This is a genomic window from Bradyrhizobium sp. BLXBL-03 (assembly GCF_051853015.1).
Lineage (GTDB): Bacteria > Pseudomonadota > Alphaproteobacteria > Rhizobiales > Xanthobacteraceae > Bradyrhizobium > Bradyrhizobium manausense.
The window spans coordinates 6,552,497-6,567,447 of record NZ_CP182470.1; the positions used below are offsets into that span (position 1 = coordinate 6,552,497).

12 protein-coding genes and 1 pseudogene are annotated in these 14,951 nt (G+C 58.9%); 5 read left to right on the top strand and 8 right to left on the bottom strand.

The genetic code is table 11. The annotated features are described in order from the left end of the window. The first annotated feature begins 204 nt into the window (after positions 1–204). Positions 205–1,104: an ABC transporter substrate-binding protein gene (locus ACNJX9_RS31325; RefSeq protein WP_439405820.1), complete on the top strand. Its 900-nt coding sequence runs from the start codon at positions 205–207 to the stop codon at positions 1,102–1,104. Between the two features lie 105 nt (positions 1,105–1,209). Here the strand turns inward: ACNJX9_RS31325 and ACNJX9_RS31330 are convergent. Next, positions 1,210–1,769 (bottom strand): annotated as a pseudogene (locus tag ACNJX9_RS31330) (transposase); the annotation flags it as partial. A gap of 884 nt (positions 1,770–2,653) precedes the next feature. After that, the gene (locus ACNJX9_RS31335) at positions 2,654–2,785 is read right to left on the bottom strand and encodes a Flp family type IVb pilin (protein ID WP_439405821.1); all 132 of its coding nucleotides are present in this window, start codon (positions 2,783–2,785) and stop codon (positions 2,654–2,656) included. Positions 2,786–3,006: 221 nt separating this feature from the next. Between ACNJX9_RS31335 and ACNJX9_RS31340 the strand changes: the two genes are divergently transcribed. From ACNJX9_RS31340 to ACNJX9_RS31350, 3 genes are all read left to right on the top strand, one after another. Beyond that, positions 3,007–3,198, top strand: a complete 192-nt coding sequence (locus ACNJX9_RS31340; protein ID WP_271597482.1) for a hypothetical protein — start codon at positions 3,007–3,009, stop codon at positions 3,196–3,198. Positions 3,199–4,707: 1,509 nt separating this feature from the next. Beyond that, a complete protein-coding gene (locus tag ACNJX9_RS31345) occupies positions 4,708–5,082 on the top strand; it encodes a DUF968 domain-containing protein (protein ID WP_439405823.1) in 375 nt (124 codons plus the stop codon). Positions 5,083–5,960: 878 nt separating this feature from the next. Next, positions 5,961–6,320: a VanZ family protein gene (locus tag ACNJX9_RS31350; RefSeq protein ID WP_439405825.1), complete on the top strand. Its 360-nt coding sequence runs from the start codon at positions 5,961–5,963 to the stop codon at positions 6,318–6,320. A gap of 11 nt (positions 6,321–6,331) precedes the next feature. On the opposite strand, the gene ACNJX9_RS31355 is transcribed toward ACNJX9_RS31350, so the two are convergent. After that, positions 6,332–7,633, bottom strand: coding sequence for a UDP-glucose dehydrogenase family protein (locus tag ACNJX9_RS31355; protein WP_439410155.1), 1,302 nt, complete (start codon positions 7,631–7,633; stop codon positions 6,332–6,334). A gap of 12 nt (positions 7,634–7,645) precedes the next feature. Further along, the gene (locus tag ACNJX9_RS31360; RefSeq protein ID WP_439405826.1) at positions 7,646–9,058 is read right to left on the bottom strand and encodes a mannose-1-phosphate guanylyltransferase/mannose-6-phosphate isomerase; all 1,413 of its coding nucleotides are present in this window, start codon (positions 9,056–9,058) and stop codon (positions 7,646–7,648) included. Positions 9,059–9,282: 224 nt separating this feature from the next. Here ACNJX9_RS31360 and gmd point away from each other — a divergent pair, with 224 nt between their 5' ends. Beyond that, the gene (gmd, locus tag ACNJX9_RS31365) at positions 9,283–10,374 is read left to right on the top strand and encodes a GDP-mannose 4,6-dehydratase (RefSeq protein ID WP_439405828.1); all 1,092 of its coding nucleotides are present in this window, start codon (positions 9,283–9,285) and stop codon (positions 10,372–10,374) included. 104 nt (positions 10,375–10,478) lie between these two features. Here the strand turns inward: gmd and ACNJX9_RS31370 are convergent, their stop codons facing one another. The 4 genes from ACNJX9_RS31370 to ACNJX9_RS31385 form a co-directional block, all read right to left on the bottom strand. Next, the gene (locus ACNJX9_RS31370) at positions 10,479–11,786 is read right to left on the bottom strand and encodes a WcaI family glycosyltransferase (protein ID WP_439405830.1); all 1,308 of its coding nucleotides are present in this window, start codon (positions 11,784–11,786) and stop codon (positions 10,479–10,481) included. 65 nt (positions 11,787–11,851) lie between these two features. Then, the gene (locus tag ACNJX9_RS31375; RefSeq protein WP_439405832.1) at positions 11,852–12,826 is read right to left on the bottom strand and encodes a GDP-L-fucose synthase family protein; all 975 of its coding nucleotides are present in this window, start codon (positions 12,824–12,826) and stop codon (positions 11,852–11,854) included. A gap of 272 nt (positions 12,827–13,098) precedes the next feature. Then, on the bottom strand, positions 13,099–13,371 hold the full coding sequence (locus ACNJX9_RS31380; protein WP_271597477.1) for a hypothetical protein: 273 nt from the start codon (positions 13,369–13,371) through the stop codon (positions 13,099–13,101). A 206-nt stretch (positions 13,372–13,577) separates the two neighbouring features. Continuing rightward, positions 13,578–14,663 carry an ABC transporter substrate-binding protein gene (locus tag ACNJX9_RS31385; RefSeq protein ID WP_439405834.1) on the bottom strand — a complete coding sequence of 362 codons (1,086 nt, stop codon included), beginning with the start codon at positions 14,661–14,663 and terminating at the stop codon, positions 13,578–13,580. Positions 14,664–14,951: the final 288 nt, after the last annotated feature.

The window sequence follows — 14,951 nt, forward strand, 5'->3', positions numbered from 1 at the left end:
GACCGCTGCTTGTGACCCGAAGCGGTCCTCAAAAGCAGCTCTTTAAGCACCTCACAGCCGCCAGACAAAGTGTTAGACTCCTCTTCTTGCAGCATGGCCTTAGAGGGGAGCATGCGACGGAGGGAGTTCATCATCATAGTCGGTGCGGCGCTTCTGTCGCCCGCGGCGCGCGCGCAATCGCGGGGCTCGATGCGGCGAATGGTCATGTACAGTCCGACCGAGCCTTTAGACTCGATGCATGAGAACAGCTATAATCGCTACATTCGCGCTCTCTTTGCCGAAATGCGGCGCCTCGGGCTTGTCGAGGGAAAGAGTATCAAAATCGAGCGCTACGGCAGGGAGACAAGAGAAGTCAGATCGAAAGCCACAATCGTGGCGATTGTCGATAGCAAGCCGGATATCATTTTTTGCGTCGGGGCAGGCGCAGTATTTGCGCAGGAGACTAACACAATACCAATTGTGGCACTCGCGTTTGATCCCATTCGAGAGGGGCTGATCAAGTCACTCGCGCATCCGGGTGGCAACATCACGGGCGCTGCCTTCAGTCCCGAGGTCCCGATCCATGGCAAGCGGATTGCGCTGTTACGCGAAATGTTTCCCGCTTTGCAGAAGCTCGCCTTTCTGGGGACGCGAAGGGCACTGGACGGCGATTTTTCCGGGGTTCGTGAGGCGGCCAATGCACAAGGCATTCAGTCCACAAGTTGTCTCATCGACGAGCCAACCAGCGAGACCATCTATCGAAGCGCAATCGCCAAGGCCAAGGGTGAAGGTGCAAATGGCGTGATGGTTGCTCTAGATGGACCACCCTTCGTCGATTATGTTGTCGTCGCAAACCAGATCGCGTCTGCCGGGCTGCCTGCGATCTATCCCTTCGCAGAATTTGTTGTGGCCGGGGGCCTAATGAGTTATGCGACAGATTTAGTTGAATTGAACAAGCGCATGGCAAGCGATATGCACGTCATTCTAGGCGGCACTAATCCGGGAGACATCCCATTTTATCAAGCCTCAAAATTCGAGCTGTTTATCAATCAGAAGGCCGCAAAGGCACTCTCACTGAACGTACCCGCAACGCTCCTCGCTGAGGCCGACGAAGTCATCGAGTAGCACGGCAGTTTGCTGCGGCGCACCAGTCCGGTTATGGCCGATTCCGTGAAAAAGGTCGGCAGTATTCCGTTGTAATCGTTGAACCAGGATGAGATCGAGTTGGTACTATGCTGGCCTTGCGGCAGGCATCGCGATCAGCTTGGCCATCTTCCGAAGGTTCTGCGCGGTGGCTGCGAGAGTGAACTCGTCGCGTGCGCCGTTTGGGCCTCGTAATCGTAAACGGTCGAGTTTGAGAATGCGCTTCAGGTGCGCGAACAGCATCTCGATCTTCTTTCGCAACCGGCGTGAGGTACGGCCCTCCCATGATCGTGCTATCTGGCGCGCCATGTCGCGAGCGCCCTCGTAGATCGAGCGAGACACTTTGCGGACCAAGTCGTTGGGGCAGCAGCGCGCCTTCAAGGCGCAGCCTGCGCAATGCTCGCCCGGTAGAGCATCGTCGCGCCGTCGTTCACCAGTGTTCCGGTTGTTGTCAGCATCTTGCCGTCGGGGCAGGTATAGACGTCGCTGGTGTGGTCATAGGTGAAGTCCTCGCGCGAGAAGGTACCGTCTGTGCCGGCCGACTTGTCGAACACCGTCACGTGGGGTTCGATCCCGTGCTCGTAGACCAACCAGGCGAGCATCTCGGCCGCGCCATAGCCGCTGTCGCCGAGGAGCCGGCTCGGATAAAGATCGAACCGTTCGAGCGATGTAAAGCAGGTCAACCGCGCGGAAGTGGCGATAGTTCCTGTCCCGATCAACCACCGTCTTGCTCCCGATGAGGCAGCCTTGCATGGCTAGCTAGCGTTCCCTCCGGCGCACATCATTTCAGGTTCATCTAATCCGGAACGCTGCTCGCGGGGCGAGCTCGGCCAGCGCGATGCTGGGAGATGCGTCTATTGGAGCCCATTTTCGATGTCGCCATCATTTCACGCAAACGCGAGATGACCGGGCCAGGCCGCGCCGTTCCGCTGCAAAGTGATCAATAGCTTAGTTTGCCTCTGTGCCACGTTGAGAGAGCCGATGGCCCGGCTGGCGAAGCGAGCATCCTTGATCGCGACGTAGCCCGGAAACTGGCAGGAGCTAACTCTCGGATTGACCACCACTCCGCAGCCCGCAACTATCGAATGCACAGCAGACTGGTCAGGCACCGCAAGCTCGTCGAAATTGCCGGCGACATCGAGCCGGTGCAGGGCGGCCGCATCTGTATCGAGTTGGCCAAGGCGCCTGTACAAGCACGAGGTCACGAACGCGGAGTTAAGGGCCGGCACTGGCGGGGGAGCGTGGCTGGCTAGATCTGCGCGAGAGCGGGACCTTCGTCCGGCCGACGAAGGCCCGCCTGGTGATGAACACGATGCCGTCATTTCGCGTCGTGCAAATCTTGCTCTAGGAGAGCAATCGTCGCTTTGATGCGCTGGCCGGCTCCTCTACGCTGTATCGGTCGGCAGGCTCGCCTTCTCGTTCGATGCGAGCAAGACGCTTCCTGTAGGCCGCGAGAAGCTGCTCAAGCTATGCCTGGACACTGATCATCACCGCCGCCGCGATTGCGCTCCGGATAGAACCTTTGGCGATACTATTTTAGCGAGCTACTGATCGAGCCGAACTTGTCGCTCAGCCTTGTGCCGAGACCGTTGATCACCGTGATGATCGCCGGCGCGATGCCGGCTGCGATCAGCCCATACTCAATCGCGGTGGCACCGTTCATCAGCAAAAAATCGCTTAACCAAAATCATTTTGGGCACTTCTATGGGTAGTGACGCCAAAGACCTTCTACCAATACGCGCTTTCAACATGGTAAATCGATTAGCACGGAGGCGGTTAATGGCTGTTAGCCGATCTTCTCTCCCACATGCGCCGATTCTCCTCATGCCTCATTTGGAACCGAATCGCAGACTTCCCTTGGTGCGTTGAAATGAGGTGGCTCCGATGTCGCGCGATTTCTCCAGCCCAAGCCATTGGTTGCAACGCGCAGCTCAGACGCGCGCCAAAGCGGAGCGAACACGAGACGCGGCGACCAGAGCCCGGCTGATCACTATGGCTGAGGAATACGACCGTCTTGCCGAACAGGCCGAGAGGCAACTGACCGATCAATCAGCATCGATTCCAATCAAGACGTGACTTGGCTGCTCGCCAATCACTAGATCCGAATACCCCGCAAGTCAGTCACGCAATTCATAGAAGGCCGCTGAGGGCGTTGCAGGCAGACCTGCCTTACCTATCCAGCGCTAATTGGGCGTTGCAGGCAGACCTGCCTCACCTATGCAGCGCTAATTGCCGCTATGGACACTCGGCCCCGGCCCCGACGCTCGGCCGTCCTTTCGCTGGCCAAGCAAAGCAGCCGGATGTATGTCCGCTCAATACGCATTGCGGACTCCAGCCATGATCTCCGCTAGGCCGGCGACGGGCCCACAACAGGCGGTCGGCTTTCCTGGGTTCGTGGTCGGCGCCGGATGGCTGGTCTGAGGTAGATCAAGGCAGATTTTCAGAAGGGAAAGTTAGCTTTCGGCGTGGGATGAAACCGCCGCCAACATATTCCGGTAGTGCCGTCCTTGCACTGGAGCACGAGGTTGCAAGGAGAACGCCATGATGGAGCGGCGCAAGCGGCGCCCGCGCCTTCATTGCAACTCGCACCGCCGACCCAGAATTTTGTGCAACATACTGTGAACTACTTCACAGCTCTCTCTCGAAGACGGCCTAAAGTCTCGGCGTGCGAAATGAAGCGCCGTTTCGGAGGAATTTGGTCATGGATATTGCACATCGTTCAGCACCCATGCCGTCCCTCGCTCGCAGTCACGACGGCTTAATCACCCTTTCATATGTGGTATTTGCCGCCATCGCTCTGGTGGTACTCTACTTTACAATGGGTGCCCCAAGCTTCGATGAGGTTGCACTTGCCGCCATAACCGTGATGTGTGCCAGCGGCGGACGCGAGCAGCGCGCTCCGAGCCATTGCTCATCGTTAAGATCTATTGCAACAGTAGTCTGACCGCGACGTTGCTTGGGACTTTCGAGTAGTTCAACCAATTGATCGAGAATAACGCGTTCGTTAATGCAGCGTTGAGGCTTAAGATAATCTCCAAGGATGCGCTGCGCGCGCTGTAGAGATACCTCTTCAGAGCCAATACGACGGCAAGCGCTCGCTCGCGTAGCGGCTGCGCCCTAGGCGCTGGCCGTCCTTCGCGGACCGAGTATTCATTGGGACCGATCCCACACAAGGTGAGAATCGGCTGTTCCCGATTTAACGTTTTCTCGCGACATCAACACTAACGAGCGGTTTACGTTGCTCGGATGGATTGCCTTGATACGCTTGCGAGAATTTCAAGAACGCAGCGTGTTCGAGATGATCAGATACTCATCCTACGGCACGACGAATTCTTCAAAACGATTGCCGACGCTCGATTATGACGATTCGCTTCGTGCCGCATATTGCGAGCTGTTAGAGCTACGTCGGCGCGTCAGGGTTGCCGAAGGCGCCGTTGGGACGAAATCCACCGGAACGAACAAGTCTGCCCGACACAGACCGCCGCCAAGTCCGGCAAGAGGCTGAAACACATGACGTGATGCTGTGGGCCTGTGTCTTCGACGATCCGATCGAGCTCAGCGACGGCAGGAGCCGCGCACCCCTGCGTGAGCCGAGCATGTACATTGCGACGCTGCCCGAATGGCCAGCCCTGTCTCATCTGCAAGCAAACGCCCCGCGACGCGCATCACCGCATCACCTCTGGTTTTCACTCAACCCAGAGCCCTGGCCGCAAGCTCAGTGACGAATTCACCGTTCCGCTATGCCGCTCGCATCATCAGGCCTTGCAACAGGCAGCGGCAAGACCATCCTGCTTGATAGCGTCAAGTTGGTTACGCGCCCCAGCGCCGGGGTCGTCACGATCGCCGGCCCTTCGTTTCGCTACGGCGCGCCGTAGCGATACGTTTACGATGGAAACATCCTGCGAAAACCGAAAGCAGCGCGGGACGTCAGTGATCGTCGTTGACGTTCATGCGAGATAAGCCGTCCGTCCGCCCTGCCTCGCATTCAAGCGGTGCGCGCGATGCCGACTAGGCGTCGTAGCCGCAGACGGCAGAGCGCTAAATGCGCGCCCTGATCGTTAGGTAAGATCGAAATCAGCGCTCCAGGTGCTTTTCCCGGGGTTCTTCCGAAAGATCCAGATTGTCAGGGTTGCCGCGTCAGGAACAACCATGCTGTCCCCCGCGTGTAGCGTGAACTGTCTTATATCACCGACAACAACCCAAATGGCGTGCGCATAAACATCGGGGGCGCTAGTTGCCGTGCAGGCAAGGACAGCGGCTTTAGGTACAGCTCGCGTCGCCGATTGAGTAACCGACGAGTCCATATGAAATGTTGCCATGGCGAATGCTCCAAAAAAACCTGGTTGAAATGTCGCAATGTTTCCGTAGATCTCAGCGAGAGTCAAGAACGTCTCAACCTAGACTTGCTCTCTGATGATACGCTGGACATCGACACCGCTCCACCCCACCGCCATAGCTATGCGCCCATGTGCGCAAGATTGCCGACCGGCAACTCGGCTCTCATTTGTTTAGGAGCCCCATAGGCCAGCCTGATCAAAACAGGCCACTATCAATAGCTACGCGAGGAACTTAAAATGTGTTGGTTTTCAAGAGGCTCAGGTCGATACTTCTTTCTGATTTCAATTTCGTCGATTTGTGCGACCGTCGGCGACGCCTTTGCCAGCCGGAGGACAGGAGACTTTGTTGCCTCAGAAGGTCGTCGTACCGCCAGATACAATTATAATGTGGCTCCCATGCAATCCCGGGGTCTATACTTACGATGCGCTCGTTAAACCGGCGGCGGGAGAGATCGTAGCAAGAGCTCAGCGGAGTCTTTTCCGCGTTACCAATACACTCTGATGAGCATGGCAAAACTTTATCTCGTCGCTGGCTGGCTGGCACTTGCTCTCGTTGCGTTTGTGACGCTAGCGCCGATCTACGATCGGCCGACCATCGCGCCTGCTCATATTGAGCATTTTGCCGCATTCTTTGCGCTCGGCCTGATGTTCATGCTTGCCTACCCAAACCGCATTATTCTTGTGTTCCTGGTCGTTGTTGGAAGTGCAGTTACCTTAGAAGCCGCGCAATTGCTAACTCCGGACAGACACGGGCGGCCTCTTGATGCATTAGTCAAGATTCTCGGGGCGATCTGTGGGATAGCGTTGATGGCTCTCGCACGGATCATTGCTCGAGCAGCCAGCAGCTCATCCCAAGACTAGGGGCGGAGCCGTCAGCGTCCAATGCTTTCATACACGAAGCCCGCTCCGGCCATATCTTCGGGCCGGAAGATATTGCGGAGGTCGACGACGACGGGCTGGGCCATGGCCGCCTTCAGCCGATCGAGATCGAGGCCGCGGAACTGAGTCCATTCGGTGACGACGACGACCGCATCGGCACCTTGCGCGCAGGAATAGGCATCTTCGCAATAGGTGATGCTGGGCAGCTCGCCCTTGGCCTGCTCCATGCCGACAGGGTCGAACGCCTTCACCTTCGCCCCCATGTCGAGCAGACCGGTGACGAGCGGGATCGACGGCGCATCGCGCATGTCGTCGGTGTCGGGCTTGAAGGTCAGGCCGAGCACCGCGATGGTCTTGCCGCGCAAGGAGCCGCCGAGCGCCTGGCTCACCTTGCGTGCCATCGCGCGCTTGCGGTTCTCGTTGACCGCGAGCACGGATTCGACGATGCGCAAATTGACGTCGTAGTCCTGCGCGATCTTGATCAGCGCCTTGGTGTCCTTCGGAAAGCAGGAACCGCCGAAACCGGGACCGGCGTGCAGGAATTTCGTGCCGATGCGGTTGTCGAGGCCAATGCCGCGGGCGACCTCCTGCACGTTGGCGCCGACTTTCTCGGAAAGATCCGCGATCTCGTTGATGAAGGTGATCTTGGTCGCGAGGAAGGCGTTGGCGGCGTATTTGATCATCTCGGCGGTGCGGCGCGCGGTGAACATCAGCGGCGCCTGGTTCAATGACAGCGGGCGATAGATGTCGCCCATCACCTTGCGGCCGCGCTCGTCGGAGGTGCCGACCACGACGCGGTCAGGGAATTTGAAATCGCGGATCGCGGCGCCTTCGCGCAGGAATTCGGGATTGGATGCGACCACGACGTCGGCTGACGGATTGGTCTCGCGGATGATGCGCTCGACCTCGTCGCCGGTGCCGACAGGCACGGTCGACTTCGTCACCACCACGGTGAAGCCGGAGAGCGACTGCGCGATCTCCTTCGCCGCGGCGTAGACATAGGACAGATCGGCGTGGCCGTCGCCGCGGCGCGACGGCGTGCCGACCGCGATGAACACGGCGTCGGCATCCGCAACGGGCTTGGACAGATCGGTGGTGAAATCGAGCCGCTTGGCCTTGACGTTGTTGGCCACCAGCTCGTCCAGGCCCGGCTCGTAGATCGGGATTTCGCCGCGATGGAGGCTAGCGATCTTCTTCTCGTCCTTGTCGACGCAGGTGACGTCGTGACCGAAATCCGCAAAGCAGGCTCCAGACACCAGTCCGACATAGCCCGTTCCAATCATCGCAATGCGCAGTTCGAGTATTCCTCAAGTACGCTGATAGTCGTCTTCAATCCGGATGATGTCGTCTTCCCCGAGATAGGATCCGGTCTGGACCTCGATCAGTTCCAGCATGATTTTACCGGGGTTCTCCATCCGGTGCACCGCGCCCATCGGGATGTAGATCGACTCGTTCTCGTGCACCGTCTTCACCGTCTCGTTGACGGTGACGCGGGCGGCACCGCGGACCACGATCCAGTGCTCGGCGCGATGATGGTGCTTTTGCAGCGACAGCCGTCCGCCCGGCTTCACCACGATGCGCTTGACCTGGTGGCGCTCGCCATTGTCGACCGACTGATAGCTGCCCCAGGGGCGATGCACCTTGAGATGCTCCTCGGTGACCTTGGGCGCGACCGCCTTCAGCTTGGTGATCAGGCGCTTCAGACCGTTGGCGTCCTGCTGGCGCGAGACCAGCACCGCATCCGCGGTCGCGACCACGACGAGATCGTCGACGCCTTCGAGCGCGACCAGCGCATGATCGGTCGTGACGTTGCAGTTGCGGGAATCCTCGAACACGGCGGTGCCGTGCGCCGCATTGCCCTGCGCATCCTTGTCGGACAATTCCCACACCGCGCGCCAGGAGCCGACGTCGGACCAGCCGCACGAGACCGGCACCACGGCCGCGCGCGAGGTCTTTTCCATCACGGCATAGTCGATCGAGATCGCCTTGGCCGCGCCAAAGGCCTGCGGCTCCAGCGTCACGAAACCGAGATCGCGGCCGGCATTGTTCACCGCCGCGGACACCGCATCCACGCTCGCCGCATCGACCTTGCGATATTCGTCGAGCAGGAGGCTTGCGGGAAACATGAAGTTGCCGCTGTTCCAGAGATAGCCGGAATTGACGTAATCCGAAGCCTTCACCGCATCCGGCTTCTCGACGAAGCGCGCGACCGCATGCACCTCGCCTGAGATCACCTCACCCGGGCTGATATAGCCGTATTCGGTCGCCGGCCGCTCCGGCTTGACGCCGAAGGTGACGATGCGTCCCGTGCTCGCGGCGCTGAGGCCCTCGCGGCACGCCGCGATGAAGGCGGCATTGTCCCGCACCACATGGTCGGCGGCGAGCGCCAGCACGATCGCTTCACTGGTGCGGTTTTGCGCGAACGCAGCACCGGCGGCGATCGCAGGACCGGAGTCGCGGCGCATCGGCTCGAGGATCACATCGGCCTCGATGCCGATCTCGGCGAGCTGCTCCAGTACCATGAAGCGGTACGCCGCATTGGTGATGACAACAGGCCGGTCGAACAGCGACGCATCGGAGACACGCAGCAGCGTGTCCTGGAAGGTCGAGCGCGGGCCGAACAGCGGCAGGAACTGTTTTGGCCGCACCTCGCGCGAAGCCGGCCACAGCCGCGTGCCGGCACCACCGCACATGATCAGGGGGATAATGCGTTGTTCCAAATCGGACGCTCCGAGGCAAATTAGATACAGCGATACAAACGCCCCTTCTATAGGGCTTCAATTGAGAAGCGAGATCGCAAATTCATAACATCGTTAGCAAGGCAGCCTTTGCCCATTCCGCGGACCGGGAAAGCCGTTAATCTAAGCTTGCCTTTTTTGGCTCAGCCATCTCCCTATCCCTTCCGTTTTCAGGTACGAACGGGATACCGAACCTAGAGAATATTATGGCAAAGAAACGTGCACTTATTACGGGCGTAACCGGTCAGGACGGCGCCTACCTCGCCGAATTGTTGTTGGAAAAAGGATATGAAGTCCATGGCATCAAACGCCGGACCTCTCTCTTCAATACTGATCGCATCGATCATCTCTATCTTGACCCACATGAGCCGAATCCGCCATTCCGCCTGCATTATGGCGACCTAACAGACTCTTCGAGCCTGATCCGCATCGTTGGCCAGGTGCAGCCAGACGAGATCTACAACCTCGCAGCGCAGAGTCACGTTGCCGTTTCATTCGAGGAACCCGAGTACACCGCGAATTCCGACGCTCTCGGCGCTCTGCGCATCCTCGAGGCCATGCGCATTACCGGCTTGGAAAGGAAGGCGCGCTTCTATCAAGCGTCGACATCCGAACTGTATGGTTTGGTCCAGGAGATTCCGCAAAAGGAGACCACGCCTTTCTATCCGCGCTCACCGTACGCGGTCGCCAAGCTTTATGCATACTGGATCACGGTCAACTACCGCGAAGCCTATGGGATGTATGCCTGCAACGGCATCCTCTTCAACCACGAATCTCCCGTCCGCGGCGAGACCTTCGTGACCCGAAAAATCACGCGTGCTTTGGCGCGCATTCATCTGGGACTGCAGGATAGGCTTTATCTAGGTAATCTGGACGCCCTGCGGGACTGGGGACACGCGCGTGACTACGTCGAAATGCAATGGCTGATGCTGCAGCAGGACAACCCGGAGGATTTCGTGATTGCTACGGGTGTGCAACATTCGGTCCGAGACTTCGTCAATGTCGCAGCAAACGAAGTCGGCATGACGGTCCGCTGGGAAGGAAGCGGCGTCGAAGAAAAGGGATATGACGCCAAGACCGACAAGTGTATCGTTTCGGTCGATCCCCGCTATTTCCGCCCGACTGAGGTCGCGACGCTTCTTGGTGACCCGTCAAAAGCCAAGCAGAAACTTGGCTGGGAGCCCAAGACGTCGTTCGAAAGCCTGGTTCGAGAAATGATGAAGGAAGATCTCGAATCCGCAAAGCGCGACGAACTCATCAAACAGCACGGGTTTAGATATTATCCTCGCCACGAGTAATTCTCGTAGATCGGCCAGCAAGGCGACCAAACAGGCAAATGAGCGCTGATCGCGGCGCTCATTTTTTTGGATGACGTCACCTCATCCAACTGCAGTCGAATGCCTCATGGGGAGCGAACGGCATCCTCCACCGGAAGCCCAATGTCGTTGGCAGCGCCCTTCAGGCCGGCATTCGTCTGCCCTGTCGCATTGCCGTGCCCTGTCATGGCCTCCGACCACCGGCGCACGATTGTGCGTCGATCCCAGCGATCAAGGGCTCGCCTTCTCCCTTCCTCGCCGTAATGCTCACGCAGGGCCGGCGCTTCACCAAGCTGGCAAATTGCAACCCTGAGAGCCGACGAATCTCCTGGTGGGATCACGAGGCCCGCATTCGCGACTTCCGCAGCGAGGCCGGTGCCTTCTTCAGCCATCGCAATGACCGGCCGAGCGGATGCGAAGATCGCACCGAGCTTCGAGGGCAACACGAGATCGGCGGCCTCGGCCTTCTGGGGAATCAGATGGAAATCCGCGGTTGCCATCAATTGATTGAAGCTGTCCTTGGGCTGAAGCCCCAGGAAGTGGATATTGCGATGTCCGGCGGCAAGCTGCTCGAGCCTCATCCTGTGAGGCCCTTCGCCGGCAAGGATGAAGTGGATATGCGGATGACTTCGCTCTAAGCCAATCGCAGCCTCGATCACGAGTTCAAGGCCTTGCTTGTTGGACATCGTGCCGGAATACAGTCCAATGATATCGCCCTCAGCCAGGTTCAGCTGCTGACGGTATTTGGTCGTTCGAGGCCCCGGGCAGATCGCAGTGGTGTCGATCCAGTTTCTCACCTCGGCGATTTTGTCGGGTCGCAGTCCCTTGATCCTCAACCGCTCCACCATCGCATGAGAGATGGTTGAAACGTTATCGAATGATTTGAGGATCGCCGCTTCGGCTCGAAGCATGCATTTTCGCAGAGAAGGATTGCGCAGCAGACCAAGATCGAAGGCCGCATCCACCTCGAAATCCTGCACGTGAAGCCATGATTTGGCGCCGACGCGACGAGCTACGAACGAGACGAAGGCAGCCGACATCAACGATGGTGCGACGGCGATCATGACGTCGGGCCGCCAGGACAGCGCCTCCATAAGGACAGGCACCGCGCTGGAGAGCGCGAACGATGCGTGATGGACCAGTCGCTTCGCTCCCGATGGACGCGCCGGCACATAGATTGGCGTGCGCCTTACGCGAACGCCATCGATATGCCGCGATCGAAAGTAATGGTTGCTGAAGCTCGGAGGAATTTCCCAGGCCGGATAATACGGCGGAGCCGTGATCACTCGGACCTCGTGGCCTTCAGCGGCAAGGCTCTCGCAGAGTTCAGTGTTGTATTTTGCCACGCCGATCAGATCGGGGGCATAGTTGATGCCTACCAAGAGAACACGCATAAGAGCCCAGCCCAGCTCAAAGTCTAGAATGAAAGAAAAGTCTTTTGTAGCTTAAGTAAATTCGCTCAGCGCGTTGCGCTGACCTCCAGATGACGCCCGTAGCCCTTCAGAAAATCTGCGTAAGCGGTAGCGAGACCACTGCGCAGAGGAATACTCGGACGCCAACCAAGCGCCCTCAGCCGCGAGCTGTCCAGGAGCTTGCGGGGGGTACCGTCAGGTTTGGACGTGTCGAACACCAGCTTGCCCCTGTACCCCACGACGTCAGCCACAGTCGCCGCGAAATCAGCGATCGACAACTCGTCACCACTGCCGACATTGATCGGAAGATCACTGGAATAGTGCTTCAAGAGGAACACGCAGGCGTCCGCAAAATCGTCGACGTTCAGGAATTCGCGGAGCGGCGTTCCGGTGCCCCAGACCGCCACTGTGGGCGCTTGCGCCAGCTTGGCTTCATGAAACCGTCGGATCAATGCTGCCGGCACGTGGCTATGATCGGGATGGTAGTTGTCGCCACGGCCATAGAGGTTGGTGGGCATAGCGGAGAAGAAGTCATCGCCGAATTGGCGGCGATAGGCCTGACACATCTTCAGGCCCGCAATTTTCGCGATCGCATACCACTCGTTGGTTGGTTCGAGTGGACCAGTCAGCAGCTCATCTTCGCTGATCGGCTGTTTGGCATGCTTTGGATAGATGCAGGACGAACCCAGAAACAAGAGCCGCCGCACGCCAACGGCATGACTGGCGCGGAGGACGTTGAGCTCGATCGCAAGGTTGTCGCAAAGAAAATCGACCGGAAAATTATTGTTGGCGGCAATGCCTCCAACCTTTGCGGCTGCGTGAACCACAACCTCTGGCCGATTCGCCTCAAGCCATCGAACCGTCGGCTCTTCCTTGGTGAGATCTACCTCATGTCGGTCGGCGAACAGCACCGTGCAATTTTCCGATGCGAGGCGGCGCACGACGGCCGAGCCGACCATGCCGCGATGGCCGGCCACAAAGACCCGCTTACCCGAGAGATCGTAAATTGCAGCCCCTGTCATCGCTCCCCTCTACCGGCCCTCGTCACCCGAAAGAACCGACAACACAGCCCACCAAAGCGGGCTCCAACGCCCTACCGCTATGCAACACAGTCAGCTTGCTAACACAATCTTCACCATCCGGCAGCCCGTGTTCTTCCGGAAGCATGAAGATGGTGAACTGCGCTTGGTTGCGTAAACGTCCGGCAGCGACTGATGGCAAATTAGGCGAAGCAGCCGCACGGGGCGCACGGCTGCTCGTCGGCGAGGGATTCCGCCTGCCTAGAGGCGCGCGATTAGTAAGCCCGGCGCAAGATCGGTCCAACCGGAGCGCAGACGCGGTCAAAATACCAGCCGTAGGGCGTTTCCACCCGAACCAGTGGACAACGGCTCCGCGGCACGTAGCGGTACGGATAGGGCTGGGCCCAGAAGGTGACCGGCGTCGCCTGGGCTTCGCCGGTGAGCAATGCTGCACTTCCAGGCATTTGCATGCCGGCACCCGCACCGCTCGCCGCCACCAGAAGTGCGGCCGACGCCAAAAGACCTACGCGCGCAATCGTCTTGAACATCCGCAAAGCTCCCCTTGCCCCAAACAGAACCGTACCCGAGCAGCTCCAAGCAGGAACTATTCCAGCGGCACGATAGCCGTGAACCGGCCGGAAATCGGCTCAAATAGTGAACCAAGACTACCAAGCCGTGGGGGTCGAAGGCAACCGATCCCGATCCCAAAAGCCGAGCTCTGCACGATATGGCGCAGAACTGTGGCTTCTTGGCCCTATTTCTCCCCGGTCCAGGCGCCGGGAGTGCCAAGGTCGGGCGAACGGCGGTAGACGTCGCGAAGGAATTGATAGTTGACTGATTGGGCGAGGGGCACCTCTTCCTCACCAAGCTTGGCGAAGATCAGGATGTCCCGAAGGGTGTTCCAGCGACTTTCGTCGTAGTCCGCAATACGGCCCCCGGTCGGTATAACCAGACTTCGCTGTTGCTGCAGCTCAAACCTGACCCGCTCGGCTTTCAGCCTCTCCGGATCGGCGCCAACAAGAACAGGCACGCTGCGTGCATAGTCCGTGTAGACGAACTGCCAGCCTCGGATGAGGCCCTGGAGAACGTCGGCGACGATGGACGGCCGATCATGAATGAGATCGTTGCTGGCGAAATAGACCAGCCCCGGAACGTGAATACCGTAGTCCTGCGGCTTGATCACATTCAGCCGGACGTTGTAGCCCGTCTCCGACGGAGTTGGCTGGTCATCGATGGCGGCGACAATGGCATCCACCTCGCCGGCGCGCAGCGCATCGAAGCTGTCGCGATCGGCCATTTTCGTGATTTGGCTGCGGGGCAAACCGAGCTGCGCCATCATGGCGTCGAAGATGACGTCCCCCTCGCTTGCCCTGCGGTAGCCCACGCGCTTGCCGATGAGATCAGCGGGCCGACGCAACCCAGAACTTTCGAGCGTGAAAATCGCAATGGAGGTGTCAAGGAAACTTGCCGCAAAAGCGGTGACGGGAACACCGCGCCAGGCGGCCAAGAGGAACTTCTGCCCGCTCGTCACGCCGATGGCACGTTCGCGTGCGATCGTCTCGACGAAATTCGGGTCATCGGGGTGCGGGCGAAGCCCGATGCCAGAAGCAAAGAAACCCTGCTTGAGCGCCGTCAATTCACCAGCGAAGCGCGCGCCGTATGGGCCATCTAAGAGCAGATGCGTGCCAGAGGTGGAAACGGTCGCCTCTCGGACCGGTGCGGAATCGGGGCGCAGCGCGAGGAGCGCAATCCCCAGGAGCGCGATGGTGGCTAGACCGATGACGGCGTACCGGCCGAAGTGTCGCCTGGATCGTCGCCGGCGAGACCGGGTTTGAGGCACTGGAGAGCTTCCTAACGAAGGGTGAAATTTAACATGTTGGTCGGGGCAAGATGCGCTACATTGCAATCATAAGGGTAAGGTTACTTTTTCCTTCGCCTTGTTTTGACAGTGATTTTGGCCGATAGCACGGCGCGCTTTGATAGTGAATCGATTGTTAATGGGCTGGGGCAGATGACAATCCTGGAGGCTCGACGGGAGCAAGCACCTGATTCTGCTGCGGAAACTAGTGCGCCCGAGCGGGACTTTGCTGGGCCCACGGGTTTCGCAAAGACTTTTCTTCGCCCGCTG